We start from the raw sequence: 17,308 nt of genomic DNA, 5'->3' as shown, positions 1-17,308 counted from the left end.
GTCTCTTGTCTCTTGTCTCTTGTCTCTTGTCTCTTGTCTCTCCCCTTCAGAAAATCATCATTTAAACTCTCCTCTTTTTTTAAGCAGGTAATCCATCAGATCAAGAGTACCGGATTTCTTATCGAATGCATTCGAAGCTTTATCCATTTCACAAAAAGTCAGAAACAAATCAATTTCATTTTCAGGAAGATTTAGATTTTTGGTAAAATAATCATTTGCAAACCTTTTTTTTGCCATTGTGCTGAATTTTTCTGTTTTTTTGGACACTTTCTTTTTATCTTTTTTAGAAAAAAGTTTACCTATAAAATTGCCAATAGCCATAAAATCCATTCCATTTTGAATTTCCCCATTATAAACCTGTGCTTTTGGCCTGGATTGTTCATTGTAGATTTTTTCCATTTTTAAAGATTCATAACTCATATCCGCTTTGAAAGTTGGAAGTTTGTCAATCTTCAATTCTTCCAACTCAATTTCTTTCTTTACCAAAACAATTTTATTTTCATTGGTCAAATGTTCTTTTTTAACCTTTAGATGCCTTTCTACAAAATTTTTAGAATAAAAAATAATTTCATCATTCACATCTGCCAAAATCTGAAAATTTCCTTCATTATCAGTTTTTGAAGTTAGTTGCTTTGTAGCATTTATTACCTCAATATTCGGAATCAAATCATTCTCGTCGAAAACTTTTCCATTTATTTTAGATTGTGAAAATAACGTTGTGGCAAGGCCTAAAACAAATAAAACTAAATAACTTTTTTTCATGTATCGGGTGGTTTTCAAACGAAAATATTTATTAACACAGTAACGCATTACTAATTTTATGTTAATTGAGTTTTTATTAACCTTATTCTTACGATAAAAAACTCGTCACTAACTATTAATAACTGAATACGGTTTCATTATCTTTGCCCCATGGGAAGAAAAAAAACAGACAAAATCGTATTCGAAAACGTAAAAGTCCTTGATGCAGGTGCAAAAGGCGTATCGGTGGCAAAAGCCCCGGAAGGTCAGGTTATCTTTATACCTAATGTAGTTCCTGGCGACGTAGTTGACGTTCAGACATTTAAAAAACGTAAATCCTATTTTGAAGGGAAAGCGATAAAATTCCATGAATATTCAGAACACAGAACAACGCCGGTTTGTGAACATTTTGGTGTTTGTGGCGGCTGTAAGTGGCAGAATATGAAGTATGAACAACAATTGTTCTATAAAAATCAGGAAGTTTACAATCATTTAAAAAGAATCGGAAAAATCGAATTACCGGAATTTGAACCCATCTTGGGATCGAAAGAACAGTTTTTCTACCGAAATAAAATGGAATTCGGATTCTCCAGCTCACGTTGGATGACACAGGAAGAAGTTGACAGTGGAGCCGAATTGGACAACAAAAATGCCGTTGGTTTCCATATTCCGAAAATGTGGGACAAAATCCTGGACATTAAAAAATGTCATTTACAGCAAGATCCTTCCAATGATATCCGTAACGAAATCCGAAGATTTGCCAATGAAAATGATTTATCATTTTTCAATCCGAGAAACCACGAAGGCTTATTGAGAACTCTGATGATCCGTACTGCTTCAACAGGAGAAATCATGGTACTGATCCAGTTCTATGACGATGATAAAGCAAAACGTGAACTATTGATGAATTTCCTTGCGGAACGTTTCCCGGAAATTACCTCTTTACAATATGTTATCAATCAGAAAGCCAACGATACTTTATACGATCAGGACGTTATTCTTTATAAAGGAAGAGATTATATTCTTGAAGAAATGGAAGGATTGAACTTCAGCATCAATGCGAAGTCTTTCTATCAGACCAATTCTGCTCAAGCATACGAACTGTATTCCATCACAAGAGAATTCGCCGGATTAACAGGGGAAGAACTGGTTTACGACTTATATACCGGAACCGGAACCATTGCGCAATTCGTTTCGAAAAAAGCAAAAAAAGTAATCGGTGTGGAAGCTGTTCCAGAAGCGATTTCCGATGCTAAAGAAAACGCAAAACGCAACAACATTACCAATTGTGAATTCTTTGTCGGAGATATGAAAAATGTGTTCAACGACGAATTCATCAAAACACACGGACATCCGGATGTAATTATCACCGATCCTCCTCGTGACGGTATGCACGCCGATGTAGTGAAACAGATTTTAAGCATTGCTCCGGAAAAAGTAGTTTATGTAAGTTGTAATTCGGCTACACAGGCTCGTGATTTGGCATTGATGGACGAAATGTACAAAGTCACCCGCGTACGTCCTGTGGATATGTTCCCGCAAACGCATCACGTGGAAAATGTTGTACTATTGGAAAAAAGAAGTTAGATTTCAGAATTGAAAAAGCAAATGAAAAAACTAACACTAATCGCCCTTTCACTGGTATTCGCAAATTCCTTCTGGAGTTGCGAAAAAGACGATCTTTGTGCAGAAGGAACACCTACTACACCAAATGTAGTGATTGAATTCTACGATGCAACCAATCCGGAAAATTTAAAACCAGTCACCAATCTTGGTGTAGCAGCAGCCGGTTTTCCAACTGGTTTTGCCTTTAACGGTGTAAGCAGAATAACAGTGCCTTTAAAAACAAACGAAGACCAAACAATACTTCGTTTTATACAAAATGGCTCCGACACAGATCCAAACAATGATAATGTAGATGTACTGACTTTCAACTATACAAGAGACGATATCTTTGTTTCCAGAGCCTGCGGATATAAAACCGTATTCCAACTTGCCGAAGATCCGGTTTTAACCGATGATGGCTCTCTTTGGATTTTATCCCGATTTGTAAATCAATCTAACATTCAGAATGAAAAAGAAACACACATTAAAATCTATTTTTAGTATAGCTTTAATGTTGGTTTCAGTAACAACATTATTCGCTCAGGAAAAAACAAAAGACACAATAAAAAAACCAAAAACGGAACGTTACGGAATTCGAGTTGGGGTGGATTTACACCGATTGGCAAAATCCATTTACGACAGCGATGACTATAAAGGGTTTGAAGTAATGGCTGATTACCGGTTAACAAAAAAAATCTATATCGCCGGTGAATTAGGTAATGAAAAGAAAACCGTCGACGAAGACCAGTTGAATTTTACCGCCGATGGAAGTTATCTCAAAGTAGGGTTTGATTACAACACTTACGGGAACTGGCTGGATATGGAAAACATGATTTTTGTGGGAATGCGATATGGAGGAAGTTCATTCTCCCAGCAACTGAACAGTTACAACATCTACAATACAAATCCCTATTTTGGAGAAACCACAAAGTATCCGGGACAAAAATTTGAAGGCCTCAGTGCAGGTTGGCTTGAAGTACTTGCCGGTATAAAAGCAGAAGTAGTTAATAACCTGTATTTAGGTTTTTCAGTACGTCTGAATTATATGTTACATCAAAAGCGTCCTGAAAATTTTGATAACTTATTCATTCCGGGTTTCAACCGAACTTATGAAGGCGGAAATTGGGGCGTAGGATTTAATTACGGCATAAGTTATTTTATACCTTTTTATAAGCGTTCAAAATAAAAACAATACTTAAATTATACAAAAATCCCAAATCAGTTTCTACCGATTTGGGATTTTTATTTTAAAGTAAAACTTTATTTAATTTCCTTCACTCCTTTAATAAACAACCACTTCATAAACATCTTCTCCCCTTCACTCGTTTTTACCACCTGAAATTTCGGAGCCAGAATCGAAGCCGCAACAGCAGCTGTTAAAGGCAACCAAAATCCGGTAAGATTTGTAAATGCCTGCGCTACAAAACGCACAATCATGAACAATAAGGCAAAGCCTAAAAAATTATATACTAGTGATTTGGTTTTTAATGTCATTTCTTCGAGTTATGAATATTAATTATGAGTTATAAGTTGGTACATTGAGACTGCGACTGCGACTGCCTACTCCCCACTGTCCCCTAAATTCTGGAACTTCGTACGTTTACTTCCTTCATACATTTCGTATTTCACTAAACGTGCTTCCAGTTTTCCGTTAAAGAGCTTGATTTTTCTGGAAGGTTTTAAACCGACAAACTTCAGTGCTTCCAGATTGGCTGTGATGAACCACGCATTCGTTCCCGGATAGCTTTGCTTTAAGGTATCACCTATTTCCCTGTAGAAGCGTTCCATTTCAATATCAAGACGCTCACCGTAAGGCGGATTGAAAACCATATGCAACGGCCCGCGTGTTTCCTTTTCTGTATCAAAGAAGTTACGTTCCGAGATTTTTACGTATTCATCCAGATTAGCATTTCTTATATTATCTTTAGCTTTCATAACTGCAGATGGCGCTTTGTCATAACCCGTAATCGTATAATGAAAATCCTTAACCTTCTTCATTAGCGAGTTCATGATCTGGTCGAACAAATCGTTGTCCCAATCATTCCAACGCTCAAACGCGAACTCTTTTCTGTTGATATTTGCGGGAATATTGCAGGCAATCATCGCTGCTTCTGCTAAAATGGTTCCCGAACCGCACATCGGATCGATAAAATCACCCTGTCCTTCCCAACCGGAAAGTAATAACATTCCCGCTGCCAAAACTTCATTAATCGGAGCAATGTTTGTAGCCGTTTTGTATCCTCTGTGATGCAATGAATCCCCTGAACTGTCTAACGAAACCGAGCACTGATCACGATCGATGTGAACGTTAATTCGTAAATCCGGAAAATCCTTGTCGATACTCGGACGCTTTCCGAATTTATCGCGAAACTGATCCACAATGGCATCTTTTGCTTTCAAAGCTACGAATTGCGAATGGTTGAAATGTTCCGAATGCAATGTCACATCCACCACAAATGTCTGGTGCGCATTAAGGTATTTTGACCAGTCAATTCCCTGAATGCCTTTATACAGACTTGCTTCGTTAAATGCGCGGAACTGATAGATAGGCTTCAAAATTTTTAAAGCTGTACGCAATGCCAGATTCGCTTTGTACATAAATCCCTTGTCCCCCGCAAAGCTTACCATACGGGTTCCCATTTCAACATCTTGTGCGCCCAACTGACGCAACTCCTTCGCTAATATTTCCTCGAAGCCAAAAAAAGTTTTGGCAATCATTTTAAAATTCTGCTCCATAATTTAATTTCAATCGCAATCCTTAAAATCCTAATTTCCGATTCCTAAATTGGATTACATCGGCAAAAATACGTTAAATTTGCAAGATTAATTATCCTCCAACAGAAGAATACATGTCTGAAGCACAAAAAAAGTCAACCGAAAACTGGTTTGCCTCCTGGTTCGATACGCCTTATTATCATATTTTATACAAAGAACGTGATGAAGCGGAAGCGCAGCATTTTATGGACAACCTTACGCATTATTTAAATCTTCCCGACGATGCTAAAATCCTTGATTTGGCCTGTGGTAAAGGGCGTCATTCCATGTATCTGAACACATTGGGGTTTGATGTTACGGGAGCGGATTTATCTGAAAACAGTATTGCGGAAGCTTCTGTGGCTGCCAATGAAAAACTTCATTTCACGGTACACGATATGCGCCTTCCGTTCGAAGAAAAATTCGATGCCGTTTTCAATTTGTTTACGAGTTTCGGATATTTTGAAAATGACGATGATAACTTTACCACTTTAAAAGCTATTCACGACAGTCTTTCTGAATACGGTTTTGGGGTAATTGACTTTATGAACGTAAATTATGTCATTAACAATCTGGTTCCGGAAGAAGTTAAAACTGTGGACGGAATCGATTTTCACATAAAACGCTACGTAAAAGACAATCATATATTCAAAGAAATAGATTTTGACGCCGATGGCCAACATTTTCATTTCACCGAAAAAGTAAAAGCCTTAACTTTAAACGATTTTGAACAGATGATGGAAGAAGCCGGAATTTATCTTTTGGATGTTTTCGGCGATTACAAACTGCGCAAATTTTATAAAAACGATTCGCAACGCCTCATTATGATATTCAAATAATATGATCTACCTACTGCCATTACTTTCGGTTATTTTCGGTTATGTGGTAGCCACTTTTTTCCGTCCGAAAAGCAAAAAAAACCTCAGGATTTTATTAGCCTTCAGTGGTTCATTTTTGTTGGCGTTAACGGTTTCTCATTTACTTCCTACAGTTTATGAATCCGCACATCACGCAACCTCAGACGGTCACGTGCACGGTAACATAGGATTTTTTATCATGTTTGGTATCGTGTTTCAAATTATACTTGAATATTTTTCACAAGGAGCGGAACACGGACACGTACACGGTCATGACACGATGTACCACATCCCTTGGTCCTTATTTATAAGTTTGTGCCTGCACGCGTTATTGGAAGGAATGCCGGTAAGTCATCATAACGATTTAGCTTGGGGAATTGCGGTACACCACTTCCCTATTGCCATAATCCTGACTACTTTTTTAAGCGCTTCACACCTGAACAAAGCTTCTATTGTAATTTTCATGTTTGCTTTCGCTGCCATGACTCCACTGGGAACAATAGTTTCGGAAAAAGCACCATTCATCACACATTATTACGCTGAAATTACAGCTTTTGTAATCGGAATTCTGTTTCATATATCGTCAACAATTATTTTTGAAACCAGTGAAGGACACAAATTTAATCTGGCAAAACTTTCAGCAATTATACTCGGAATAGTATTGGCGTATTTTATGTAGATTTGGGCGTGACCACAAGGGTCGGGCTATCCGCAGTACATGGTACTTGCTCCTATCCCTCACGCAAAAAACAGCTCTGCAGCACCATAGCAATCCAAAAGAAACTTTGTAACTTTGAGACTTTGCAACTCAGAAACTCATCAAAAAAATGACCTTTACCAAAACCACAGAGCAATCCTCTAATTACGAGCATCTTGAGAAAATGTCGGTTCACGATCTGCTGACCAACATCAACAACGAAGATAAAACCGTTCCGCTTGCTGTCGAAAAAGCATTACCGCAAATTGAAACCCTGGTTTCGAAAGTGGTCGAACAGATGAAAAAAGGCGGAAGACTGTTCTACATCGGAGCAGGAACTTCAGGGCGCCTCGGAATTGTAGATGCTTCCGAATGTCCGCCAACTTTCGGGGTTCCGTTTGATTTGGTTATCGGAATCATTGCTGGTGGTGATACCGCTATCCGAAAAGCAGTGGAATTTGCCGAAGACGACAAAGAACAAGCCTGGAAAGATTTATCAGAATGGAACATCAACGAAAATGATGTTGTCATCGGAATTGCTGCTTCAGGAACAACTCCTTATGTTATCGGCGGATTGGAAAAATGCAACGAAAACAATATCACAACCGGATGCATCACCTGTAATGCCGGAAGTCCATTATCCAAAACAGCACAATTCCCAATTGAAGTAATCGTTGGCCCTGAATTTGTAACCGGAAGCAGCCGCATGAAAGCCGGTACTGCACAAAAACTGGTTTTAAACATGATTTCCACGGCAACGATGATTCAGCTCGGGCGAGTAAAAGGCAACAAAATGGTCGATATGCAACTAAGTAATGTAAAGTTAATCGACCGAGGCGTTCGCATGATAATGGGTGAAATCCCTGTTTCTTACGAAGAAGCAAAAGTTTTGCTGGAAAAACACGGAAGCGTTAGGAAAGCAGTAGACAGTTTTAAAAAATAAATCCCTAAATCAAATGAAATTCAAAATTATAGTATCTTTATTGCTATTAACAACAGTTTCAGTTTATTCACAAGAACTTAAATACAAATCGGGAGGACGGATTTTTGATTCGGAAAATAAAAAAATGTCGCCCACGGAAGTTAGGGAATTATTAGCTAAACAACCTGGAATGTTACAGTTTTACAATGCTGGAAGAGCCAAAAAAAGCATAGGAAACACAATGTTGTATGGAGGAATGGTTTTATTGGCAACCGACTTTATTATCGCTGCCAATAAAGAAGGAGAATACCCAACGATGCTTAGCGTTTTAGGAGTGACATCAATGATTATAGCAATACCGGTTAAAATCGGATACACAAAAAAGATTAAAACCGTAGTGAACGACTATAATGCCGAATTAGCTAAAAAAGACACCGGTTTTAATTTCGAATCAATGTCGATAGTTTCAAATGGAAACGGATTGGGCTTAAGAATGACTTTTTAAAACAGTTACTAACAAATCAATAGCGGAGTTACCATGAAAAAATTACTTGCTTTAGTTTGCTTCTTTATCCTGTCGATGGCTTCAGCACAGGAAATTTCAATGCAAAAAGGAAAATTTTTCAGAAACGGAGTTCAGATTTCCAGTTGGGAAACCAAGCAATTATTAATAACCAACCCGGAAGCTTACAAATATTTCAAAACAGCCAAGAATAAAGAAGCTTGGGGAGGCTTTCTGATAGGCGCCGGTTCCGGTTTAGTAATAGGCGATATCGTTAAAGGAGCCGTTTCCGATTCCGATTATCCATCTGGTTTTACTTATGTGGGTGCGGGATTCATTGTAGCAGCTATCCCTATTTTGTCCGGCAGAACTAAAAAAATTGAAAAAGCTGTTGACCTCTATAACAAAGGATTGCAAACAACCACGGACACATCCGTTTTCGAAATGAATATTTTGGCCAATAGCAATGGATATGGCCTTCAAATCATATTTTAATATGTCTACAAATAAAGCATTATTAATGAAAGGAATCCGGTATCTGGCATTCGCAGTGCCATTAATGTTTATCGGACCTACCATAATTCACAGTTCATTTAAAAATCAGGGACATCCGTTCTTTATCCCAATTCTGGGGATTGGTATTCTTTTTTGCCTCGGATCAATGTTTTTGATGTTCAAAGGAATACAAACCATGGTGAAAAGTTTATTCGATGGAGACCGATAAATCCTATCTGGAAAGTGTAAAAAAACTGTTTCTCTACTATAAAACTATCGGAGAAAAAGCTATAGAACAACTGGAACCGGAACAACTCTTTGTTGCTGTTAACGACGATACTAATTCCATTGCCGTTATCGTTAAGCACCTTTCCGGAAATATGCTGTCACGCTGGACTGATTTCCTTACATCCGATGGCGAAAAAGAATGGCGCAACAGAGACGGCGAATTCGAACAAAGCTTCATGACCAAAGAAGAAGTAATAGCTTCCTGGGACAAAGGATGGAAGTGTTTTTTGGATACACTTGATGCTTTAAAGTCCGAACAGCTTTCCCAGATTATCTACATCAGAAACGAAGGACATACTGTGATGGAAGCAATAAACCGTCAGCTGGCTCATTATCCGTACCATATCGGACAAATTGTGTTTTATGCCAAAATGCTGAAACAGACGGAATGGACCAGTCTTTCCATTCCCAAAAATAAATCCAACGATTATAATGCCGATAAGTTTTCGAAAGAAAAAAGCACAAAGCATTTTACGGACGATGAGCTGGGTAAACTCAAACGAAAGTAACTTGAAATTCTCAAAAGATTTATAAATATAGATTAATCTTACCGCAGATTCGCAGATTAAAATTGATTAGAAAAATCTGTCAATCTGCGGTAAATATATTTTAAAAAAAAACCAATAACCCGACATGAAAAAAATCCTCATACTCCCAATTATAATCCTATTAACCTCCTGCTACAATCAGGAACGTAACTGCACCGATTTCAAAACGGGAAAATTTGAATTCGTTCAGGAAATTAACGGAAAACAAAAAAAATCGGTATTTGAACGAACCGAAGACCTTCAGATTGAAACCTTCAACGGAAAAACCGATACGGCTTCAGTACGCTGGACAAACGATTGCGAATTTGTACTTCAAAAATTACATCCTAAAACTATGCAGGAGAAAAAAGCAATCGCAATGAAAATCCTGACAACCAATGAGAAAGGATACACATTTGAATATGCTTTCGTTGGCGAAGCGAAAAAACAGCGAGGTTCTGTAACAAAAATCGATTAGCATACGTTTAACAGCTTTATAATTTAAAACTTTAAAATGGAAGTATTTCTAACCCCCGATGCTTGGATCGCTCTATTAACCCTGACTTTTCTTGAAATTGTATTGGGTATTGACAACATTATCTTCATTTCAATCGTTACCGGAAAATTACCGGCAGAAAAAAGAAAGAAAGCCACACGAATCGGATTGTTTTTGGCCATGTTCATGCGAATTGGCTTATTAATGGGAATCTCGTATCTGATTGCTATGAAAGAACCTTGGTTTAGTCTTGAGTTAGGCTGGTTCAACGCGAGATTTACAGGACAGGCGATAATATTGCTTCTTGGTGGTATATTCCTGATTTATAAAAGCACCAAAGAGATACATGAGAAAGTGGATCACAAAGGAGAAGAGGAAAAAGAATTAAAAACTTCGGCTACCAAATCTTTTGCCAGCGTTATTGTGCAAATCCTTCTTATTGACCTTATTTTCTCCGTTGACAGTATCCTTACCGCTGTCGGTATGACCAATGGTGTAACCGGCGCTTTATACATCATGGTTGCGGCAGTGATTATTTCTGTAGCGGTAATGATGTTGTTTGCTGTTCCGGTTGGTAATTTCGTCAACGCTAACCCATCCATTCAGATTTTGGGTCTATCGTTCCTGATTCTTATCGGATTTATGCTGATAACAGAAAGTATGCACTTATCCGATGCTTCATTAGTAGGACAACATGTTGGGGTAGTTCCTAAAGGCTATCTTTATTTTGCCATCGCCTTTTCACTGGTGGTTGAGTTTCTCAACATGAAAATGCGAAAAAAAGGTAAATAATCTTTTATTAAATTATACAATAAAAAAAGCCCTCGATATCGAGGGCTTTTTTTATTGATTGCTATTCTAAAGTCAATGTTATCTGACCGTCATCATCCAGTTCGATGTTATAGTCTGTTAACTCAACATTCGGATTCGTTTCCGATTCAGCCGGAACTTCCTCAACAGGTTCTTCGTAAGGTAAGGATTCCAATAAATTTACCTGTTTCAGTTTATCTGTCGTTAACTGGTTACCCAACGCTTTGATTCCCTTAACAGCGATAAACTGTTCCATGTCAATTGTTTGATTCTCCTTTTGTACGCCTTTGCTTTTAGCAAAAATAATTTCAGCCACAGGACGCCAATCGGTGGAAACAATTTCCAGTTGTGATTTCTCGTGTTCCGAAATAAATATTTCTTCCTTGTTCTCATTTTCAATAAGGAAACGTTTCACATAATATCGTTCTTTTTCCCCATCGTAATAAATGGCCGAAATCGGTTTTGTCGGATGCCATTTTTCAAGGATGATCATATCTTCGTCGAAATGCGTGGTCAGTTCCGGAATGATTGTTTTCAGTTTACCTGATTGGTTAATAATAAGTAAACGATCGTTCGGACGGAATTCGCCCAACAACTCCCCTCTTCCATCCACATTCAATCTTTGAACTGTATCATCAAACCAAATCTTACGAGGTCGCAAGGTTGAAATCCCTTTCTCTTTCAATTCGATTTTCTTGATTGGATATTTAGACACGGTATTTCCTTTGGAAGCTCTTCCTTTTATGGCAATATCGGCAAAATCCAAATCCCATTTCAGTTTTTTCACGCTTCCCACCTGACGCAGTAAAATCGTTACGACTTCCGCTTCACCGTTCGGATTATGTGAAAAATACAATACCATTGAACCTGGTTTTTCCTGTGTCAGATCATAAGCTTTGTCACGGGTAACTCCCGACACATTAAAACGCTTTATGAATGAGGCTCCCGATTTTCCATCACGATAAATCATGTTGTAAATGGTTCGCTTGTCATTTTTATCGAAAACAGCAACGTGAATAATATCTTTCCCGACAAATTTCTTTTCATCCACTTTTGATATCATCATTTTACCATCACGAAGAAACACAATAACATCGTCGATATCGGAACAATCAGCAACATATTCGTCTTTTTTCAATCCCGTTCCGATGAAACCTTCCTCGCGGTTTACATATAATTTTGTATTTCTTAAAACTACTTTAGTCGCTTCAATCGTATCGAAATTTCGGATTTCCGTCTGACGTTCGCGACCTTTTCCATATTTTTCTTTCAGCTTGGCAAAATAGTCAATAGCAAAATCAATCAAGTTCGCTAAATGATGTTTCACTTGAGCCATTTCGTCTTCCAGTTTCGCAATTAACTCATCAGCTTTATCCGAGTCGAAACGCGTGATACGGATCATCGGAATCTGAGTCAGCTTTTGCAAATCTTCATCGACAATATCACGCATCAGCATTTTTCTGAACGGCTCGAAGCGTTTATACATATATTCGTATAATGATTCTTTATCGGAATACAATTTAAAGTCGATGTACATTTCTTCACGGATGAAGATCTTTTCTAAAGTAGAGAAATGCCATTTCGTTTCCAGTTCCTGCAATTGGATTTCCAACTCCTGACGCAACAAATCCACCGTGCGGTTCGTTGATATTTTCAGCATATCGGAAACACCGATAAACAGTGGCTTATGATTCTGAATCACACAGCCTAACGGCGCGATTGACGTTTCACAAGCCGTGAATGCGTACAGTGCATCTATGGTTTTGTCCGGAGAAACACCTGGCGGAAGATGAATTAAAATTTCAACCTCGGCAGCGGTGTTGTCTTCAATTTTCTTGATTTTGATTTTCCCTTTATCGTTCGCTTTCAGAATACTGTCAATCAAAGAAGAAGTATTGGTTGAAAACGGAATTTGGGTAATTACAAGGGTTTGCTTGTCCAATTGGGATATCTTTGCACGTACGCGCACACGTCCGCCACGCAAGCCATCATTATAATTAGAAACATCGGCAATACCAGCGGTTGGGAAATCCGGGAATAAGGTAAACGGTTTTCCTTTTAATATTTTTATCGACGCATCGATTAATTCATTGAAATTGTGAGGCAAAAGTTTGGTCGACAAACCAACGGCAATTCCTTCCCCACCTTGTGCCAGAAGCAACGGGAATTTTACCGGTAAGTTAATCGGCTCCGCACGACGACCATCATACGAAACACCCCAATCGGTAATCTTTGGTGAATACAAAACATCCAAAGCGAATTTGCTTAAACGAGCTTCGATGTAACGGGAAGCCGCAGCACCATCACCGGTTAATATATTCCCCCAGTTCCCCTGACAATCAATCAGTAAATCCTTCTGACCGATTTGAACCATGGCATCCCCTATACTCGCATCTCCGTGAGGGTGATACTGCATCGTGTGTCCGACCACGTTCGCAACTTTGTTATAACGTCCGTCATCCAATTCTTTCATGGAGTGCATGATACGACGCTGTACCGGTTTGAATCCGTCTTCAATGGCAGGTACAGCGCGCTCCAGGATTACGTAAGAGGCATAATCCAGAAACCAATCTTTGTACATACCTGTTACTTTGGTAATGGTATCTTCCGGATTTTCTTCGTGGTCGTAAAAATGATCACCTTCAAAAGTTGCATTTTCATCGGAATGAGTTTCTTCAGAAAAATTATCTTCCGGGGTTAAATCTTCTATATTTTCGTTTTCTTCGCTCATAAAGAACTATAATCAAAACTGATAATTACTATTTTTTAATAACTTTTCTAAAATATGTTGAATCATTCGAAAGAACTTTCAACAAATATAAACCTGAGTTTAATGATGATAAATCTACCTTTCCTTCATTAGATCTTAGGGAGATTTCTAAAACTTTTTTTCCAAAAGAATCAAAAACTAACACTTCATTAATTTGTGTTGCAGATTTCAAATTAACGGATGAACTTGTTGGATTCGGATAAATTAAAACGCTGTCTTTTAAATCTGTTACCCCATTAGACTCGTGATCATCACTTGTTGACAATACACTTTGGGGACCTGCTACATACAATTCATCGCCGGAATAACCATTGTTAGCTAAAAAATAAATTTTAGAATCAGTGCTGAACATATTATATGCACCATGACTATAATCATTTAAAAATTGTTGTGAATTATCTATGTTTAAACTATGATTGCTCACATTTGTCCCATCAGTCTTCCAAACATTTTTATAATAAAACTTATTCAACTCTGATACATAGTAAGGAGCCGAATAGTCATAAAAATAAAACAATTGATTTTGGTGACAGGTCAAGCAGTTAAAAAAATAATTTGATTGTGTCGCAGCTGCTAATTGAATTGTACCATTTTCTGTACCATCAGTTCTCCATAACCGAATCGATTCATTTATTGGATTATGAGTAAAATAAATATAATTTCCACAAACTTTTAAATTTTTAATATTTGTGCTTAAATAATTGCTAACACGTATAGTCCCAGACACTGTTCCATTGCTCTTAAATATTGTTGACTGTACAACAAAATAAAGTTCGTTATTAAACTCCGTTAACTGATTAATTCCCTGATTACCAACCCACGTCCCCAAAAGTTGAGGGACAGACAAGTTAATATCAGTAACATATAATGAATTACCACCATAACTAGAATTAACCGTATTTGCAATAAAATAAAGTTTATTCCCTATTGCTTTTAGGGCATAAATATTGTAAGCACTATAGAATAAATGGGTTCCACTTTCAGTACCATCAGTATACCAAATTTCTCGTCCTCCTCCTAGAACAAAAAAAACTTTATTATTAAATACACAAAAGGGACTAATTGTACTATCTGCCGAACCTGCCGTTAAGTCTTTTACCATATATGTCCCCGAAGAAGTTCCATCGGATCTCCAAAGTTCTCTTCCATTGACTCCATCATTAGCTGAGAAGTAGGCAATATCATTTAAAACAGCATATTGAATACCAAAATTTTCTTCCAAACCATTTAAGTATTGGCCTGAACCAATATCTTTAACAAGGACAGTTCCTGCATCAGTACCGTCTGTTTTCCATAATTCTCTACCCTCTGCCTCAGTAATTGCAGAAAAAAATACAGTATTACCAACTCTAATACTCCTGTTGTAATTATTATGATCATACAACCCTCCACTATAACTGGTCGAAACATCTTTCACTAAAACGGTACCGGATTCCGTACCATCTGATTTAAACAACTCTTTTCCTAATTCATAATTAGCCGAATATATAATACTGCCGTTTAATTCTATTAAATCTTCCGGACCTGCACTCGCTTCATAATTGATGTCTTTAAACAAATTAGTTCCGGTAGTTGTACCATCTGTTTTCCAAATTTCCCAACCATTTTTAGTGTTCTGTCCTGCAAAAAAAATGCTGTTATTACATTTAAAGATTTTATTTCCGGCATAACCATCCATTCCTCTTAAATTGATATCTTTAACCAATTGAGTTCCAGCCGTCGTACCATCGCTCTTCCAAAGGTAATTTTTGTTTTCCACTAATTCCTGACAGGCAGAGAAATACAACGTTCCGTCAATCGTTGACATAAAGAGAATGTCACTGGAATTTAAACCGCCCATTATGCTCTTTACTAATACTGTTCCTGCTGATGTCCCGTCAGATTTCCAAAGTTCGCTGCCATTAGCATTTACTCCATTAAAATAAAGCGTTTGCCCAATAAATGAAAATTGTACTGTGTAAGCTAAACCATCATCATAACCTGAATATAAATCTTTAACAATCGCAGTTCCTGCTAAAGTTCCGTTACTTTTCCATAATTCTCTTCCTTGAAAATTATTTTTACCATCAAAAAAAATCATATTTGAATTTGATGTCAAAAACATCCCAAAGAAACCATCTGAAAATCCAGGATTCACGTCCATCACTAATGTTGAATTACCAACAGTTCCATTTGTTTTCCATAACTCGAACCCGGAATTAGCATCCCTACCCCTATAATAAAGCTCATTATTAAAAACAATCATATCTGTTAAATTATGAACTCCCTGTGTGCTACCAGGATATAAGTCATTTTGCAGTACAGTGTTGGCAGTTGTTCCATCCGTCATCCATAATTCAAGGCCATATAAATCGTTGGAGGCCTGAAAATATATTTTATTATTAAAAGAAATAAAGTTTTTAGGCCTACTTCCGGAACTTCCTGTATAAATATCTTTTAATAAAATGGTTCCTGATTCTGTCCCATCTGTTTTCCATACTTCAACCCCATCAACCCCATCATTACATGCAAAAATCACTTCAGAATTCAAAGATGTAAAACCATAAGGCAAACTACTCGTTTGTGCACTTGCAATGTTTTTTACCATAACAGTTCCCGCTTCAGTACCGTCCGATTTCCATAACTCAGATCCATTCACACCATCGTTTGCATTAAAATACAATATTCCATTGATATTTGTCAAATTTGAACTTTCCCCATAAATGAACGCGTTATTCTTCCCCGGGTTTATATCTTTTACAAAATAAGTTCCAGACTCTGTTCCATCTGATCTCCAAAGTTCATATCCTCGACCTAATCCATTTGCCACAAAATAATAGACATTATTAACTACAACAAAGTCTCTCGGATTTGCATCTGTAAGTTTATTAATATCCAGAAGGCTAATATTAATGTTCTGAGAAAATCCCGAAATACCAATCAGGGAAATTAGTAAAAAAGAAAATTTCTTGATCATACTTTATCGTATTGATGATGGTTTATAAAATTAAATTCTTAACTCGAAAGCTCCTCCACAGTATCCAATTCCACTTTCAGGTTATTGATAATGAATTCCTGACGATCCGGCGTATTCTTACCCATATAAAATTCCAGTAAGGTTTCAATCGACGTTGCTTTATCTAACATTACCGGTTCCAGACGAATACTGTCACCAATAAAATGCTTGAACTCGTCCGGTGAAATCTCTCCCAATCCTTTGAATCGGGTGATTTCCGGCTTGGGTTTCAATTTATCGATAGCATATTTTCGCTCATCTTCAGAATAACAGTAAATCGTCTCTTTCTTATTACGCACACGGAATAACGGAGTCTGCAGAATATACAAATGCCCTTCCTTGATTAACTCCGGAAAGAACTGAAGGAAAAACGTGATCAACAGTAAACGGATGTGCATTCCGTCGACGTCGGCATCGGTAGCGATTACGATATTGTTGTAACGCAGGTTTTCCATGTCCTCTTCAATATCCAAAGCCGCCTGAAGCAAGTTGAATTCTTCGTTTTCGTACACGATCTTCTTGGTCATCCCATACGAATTCAAAGGCTTACCACGCAAACTGAAAACCGCTTGGGTATTCACATCACGTGATTTAGTGATCGAACCTGATGCGGAGTCTCCCTCGGTAATGAAAAGGGTACTCTCCAGACTTCTCGGATTTTTGGCATCGGTTAAATGCACTCGGCAATCGCGTAGTTTTTTATTGTGCAGACTTGCTTTTTTAGCTCTGTCTCTTGCCAATTTACGGATACCGGAAAGCTCTTTGCGCTCGCGTTCAGCCTGAAGGATTTTCTTCAATAATGCATCGGCGATTTCGGGGTTCTTATGAAGGAAGTTGTCTAATTTGGTT

General features: G+C 37.6%; 18 protein-coding genes. 12 read left to right on the top strand and 6 right to left on the bottom strand.

Annotation, left to right across the window (positions count from 1 at the left end):
* Positions 1-57: 57 nt before the first annotated feature.
* A complete protein-coding gene (locus tag VLB74_RS05445; RefSeq protein ID WP_325202445.1) occupies positions 58-762 on the bottom strand; it encodes a hypothetical protein in 705 nt (234 codons plus the stop codon).
* 150 nt (positions 763-912) lie between these two features.
* Between VLB74_RS05445 and rlmD the strand changes: the two genes are divergently transcribed.
* The 3 genes from rlmD to VLB74_RS05430 are packed head-to-tail and all read left to right on the top strand — an operon-like array spanning position 913 to position 3,532.
* On the top strand, positions 913-2,328 hold the full coding sequence (gene rlmD / locus VLB74_RS05440; RefSeq protein WP_325202444.1) for a 23S rRNA (uracil(1939)-C(5))-methyltransferase RlmD: 1,416 nt from the start codon (positions 913-915) through the stop codon (positions 2,326-2,328).
* 21 nt (positions 2,329-2,349) lie between these two features.
* Positions 2,350-2,847, top strand: coding sequence for a DUF6452 family protein (locus VLB74_RS05435; RefSeq protein WP_325202443.1), 498 nt, complete (start codon positions 2,350-2,352; stop codon positions 2,845-2,847).
* Positions 2,813-3,532, top strand: a complete 720-nt coding sequence (locus tag VLB74_RS05430) for a DUF6048 family protein (RefSeq protein WP_325202442.1) — start codon at positions 2,813-2,815, stop codon at positions 3,530-3,532. The genes VLB74_RS05435 and VLB74_RS05430 overlap by 35 nt, the downstream gene beginning before the upstream one ends.
* A gap of 74 nt (positions 3,533-3,606) precedes the next feature.
* Here the strand turns inward: VLB74_RS05430 and VLB74_RS05425 are convergent, their stop codons facing one another.
* Entirely contained in the window at positions 3,607-3,840 is a 234-nt protein-coding gene (locus VLB74_RS05425; protein WP_325202441.1) for a hypothetical protein, read from the bottom strand.
* Between the two features lie 66 nt (positions 3,841-3,906).
* The gene (locus tag VLB74_RS05420) at positions 3,907-5,082 is read right to left on the bottom strand and encodes a THUMP domain-containing class I SAM-dependent RNA methyltransferase (RefSeq protein WP_325202440.1); all 1,176 of its coding nucleotides are present in this window, start codon (positions 5,080-5,082) and stop codon (positions 3,907-3,909) included.
* Positions 5,083-5,195: 113 nt separating this feature from the next.
* Here VLB74_RS05420 and VLB74_RS05415 point away from each other — a divergent pair, with 113 nt between their 5' ends.
* The 9 genes from VLB74_RS05415 to VLB74_RS05375 all read left to right on the top strand — a co-directional run bounded on the left by VLB74_RS05415 (position 5,196) and on the right by VLB74_RS05375 (position 10,676).
* The gene (locus tag VLB74_RS05415) at positions 5,196-5,939 is read left to right on the top strand and encodes a class I SAM-dependent methyltransferase (RefSeq protein WP_325202439.1); all 744 of its coding nucleotides are present in this window, start codon (positions 5,196-5,198) and stop codon (positions 5,937-5,939) included.
* 1 nt (position 5,940) lies between these two features.
* Entirely contained in the window at positions 5,941-6,636 is a 696-nt protein-coding gene (locus tag VLB74_RS05410) for a ZIP family metal transporter (protein WP_325202438.1), read from the top strand.
* Positions 6,637-6,775: 139 nt separating this feature from the next.
* Positions 6,776-7,597, top strand: a complete 822-nt coding sequence (gene murQ, locus VLB74_RS05405; protein WP_325202446.1) for an N-acetylmuramic acid 6-phosphate etherase — start codon at positions 6,776-6,778, stop codon at positions 7,595-7,597.
* A gap of 13 nt (positions 7,598-7,610) precedes the next feature.
* Complete coding sequence (locus VLB74_RS05400) at positions 7,611-8,081, top strand: hypothetical protein (protein WP_325202437.1); 471 nt, start codon at positions 7,611-7,613, stop codon at positions 8,079-8,081.
* 33 nt (positions 8,082-8,114) lie between these two features.
* Complete coding sequence (locus tag VLB74_RS05395) at positions 8,115-8,573, top strand: hypothetical protein (RefSeq protein WP_325202436.1); 459 nt, start codon at positions 8,115-8,117, stop codon at positions 8,571-8,573.
* A 1-nt stretch (position 8,574) separates the two neighbouring features.
* Positions 8,575-8,802 carry a DUF6095 family protein gene (locus tag VLB74_RS05390; protein ID WP_325202435.1) on the top strand — a complete coding sequence of 76 codons (228 nt, stop codon included), beginning with the start codon at positions 8,575-8,577 and terminating at the stop codon, positions 8,800-8,802.
* On the top strand, positions 8,789-9,370 hold the full coding sequence (locus tag VLB74_RS05385) for a DUF1572 family protein (protein ID WP_325202434.1): 582 nt from the start codon (positions 8,789-8,791) through the stop codon (positions 9,368-9,370). Before VLB74_RS05390 ends, VLB74_RS05385 begins: the two co-directional genes overlap by 14 nt.
* 124 nt (positions 9,371-9,494) lie before the next feature.
* Complete coding sequence (locus tag VLB74_RS05380; protein WP_325202433.1) at positions 9,495-9,866, top strand: DNA topoisomerase IV; 372 nt, start codon at positions 9,495-9,497, stop codon at positions 9,864-9,866.
* A 36-nt stretch (positions 9,867-9,902) separates the two neighbouring features.
* Entirely contained in the window at positions 9,903-10,676 is a 774-nt protein-coding gene (locus tag VLB74_RS05375; protein ID WP_325202432.1) for a TerC family protein, read from the top strand.
* Between the two features lie 61 nt (positions 10,677-10,737).
* Here the strand turns inward: VLB74_RS05375 and VLB74_RS05370 are convergent, their stop codons facing one another.
* From VLB74_RS05370 to VLB74_RS05360, 3 genes are all read right to left on the bottom strand, one after another.
* Positions 10,738-13,425, bottom strand: a complete 2,688-nt coding sequence (locus tag VLB74_RS05370) for a DNA gyrase/topoisomerase IV subunit A (RefSeq protein WP_325202431.1) — start codon at positions 13,423-13,425, stop codon at positions 10,738-10,740.
* 28 nt (positions 13,426-13,453) lie between these two features.
* Complete coding sequence (locus VLB74_RS05365) at positions 13,454-16,420, bottom strand: ELWxxDGT repeat protein (RefSeq protein ID WP_325202430.1); 2,967 nt, start codon at positions 16,418-16,420, stop codon at positions 13,454-13,456.
* A 38-nt stretch (positions 16,421-16,458) separates the two neighbouring features.
* Positions 16,459-17,308 (bottom strand): toprim domain-containing protein (locus VLB74_RS05360; protein ID WP_325202429.1); only part of this gene is annotated, 850 nt, incomplete at its 5' end.

This window comes from Flavobacterium sp. (assembly GCF_035456225.1).
Classification (GTDB): Bacteria; Bacteroidota; Bacteroidia; order Flavobacteriales; family Flavobacteriaceae; genus Flavobacterium.
The sequence above is the reverse complement of the archived record's forward strand: the minus strand, read 5'-3'. Positions and strand labels throughout refer to the sequence as shown.

Bases quoted from the DNA above. Each gene is read 5' to 3' on its own strand.
- VLB74_RS05370 (WP_325202431.1), bottom strand. From the start codon at position 13,425: ATGAGCGAAGAAAACGAAAATATAGAAGATTTAACCCCGGAAGATAAT.
- VLB74_RS05425 (WP_325202441.1), bottom strand. From the start codon at position 3,840: ATGACATTAAAAACCAAATCACTAGTATATAATTTTTTAGGCTTTGCC.
- VLB74_RS05420 (WP_325202440.1), bottom strand. From the start codon at position 5,082: ATGGAGCAGAATTTTAAAATGATTGCCAAAACTTTTTTTGGCTTCGAG.
- VLB74_RS05390 (WP_325202435.1), top strand. From the start codon at position 8,575: ATGTCTACAAATAAAGCATTATTAATGAAAGGAATCCGGTATCTGGCA.
- VLB74_RS05395 (WP_325202436.1), top strand. From the start codon at position 8,115: ATGAAAAAATTACTTGCTTTAGTTTGCTTCTTTATCCTGTCGATGGCT.
- VLB74_RS05445 (WP_325202445.1), bottom strand. From the start codon at position 762: ATGAAAAAAAGTTATTTAGTTTTATTTGTTTTAGGCCTTGCCACAACG.
- VLB74_RS05415 (WP_325202439.1), top strand. From the start codon at position 5,196: ATGTCTGAAGCACAAAAAAAGTCAACCGAAAACTGGTTTGCCTCCTGG.
- VLB74_RS05380 (WP_325202433.1), top strand. From the start codon at position 9,495: ATGAAAAAAATCCTCATACTCCCAATTATAATCCTATTAACCTCCTGC.
- VLB74_RS05410 (WP_325202438.1), top strand. From the start codon at position 5,941: ATGATCTACCTACTGCCATTACTTTCGGTTATTTTCGGTTATGTGGTA.
- VLB74_RS05400 (WP_325202437.1), top strand. From the start codon at position 7,611: ATGAAATTCAAAATTATAGTATCTTTATTGCTATTAACAACAGTTTCA.
- VLB74_RS05375 (WP_325202432.1), top strand. From the start codon at position 9,903: ATGGAAGTATTTCTAACCCCCGATGCTTGGATCGCTCTATTAACCCTG.
- rlmD (WP_325202444.1), top strand. From the start codon at position 913: ATGGGAAGAAAAAAAACAGACAAAATCGTATTCGAAAACGTAAAAGTC.
- VLB74_RS05365 (WP_325202430.1), bottom strand. From the start codon at position 16,420: ATGATCAAGAAATTTTCTTTTTTACTAATTTCCCTGATTGGTATTTCG.
- VLB74_RS05385 (WP_325202434.1), top strand. From the start codon at position 8,789: ATGGAGACCGATAAATCCTATCTGGAAAGTGTAAAAAAACTGTTTCTC.
- VLB74_RS05435 (WP_325202443.1), top strand. From the start codon at position 2,350: ATGAAAAAACTAACACTAATCGCCCTTTCACTGGTATTCGCAAATTCC.
- VLB74_RS05430 (WP_325202442.1), top strand. From the start codon at position 2,813: ATGAAAAAGAAACACACATTAAAATCTATTTTTAGTATAGCTTTAATG.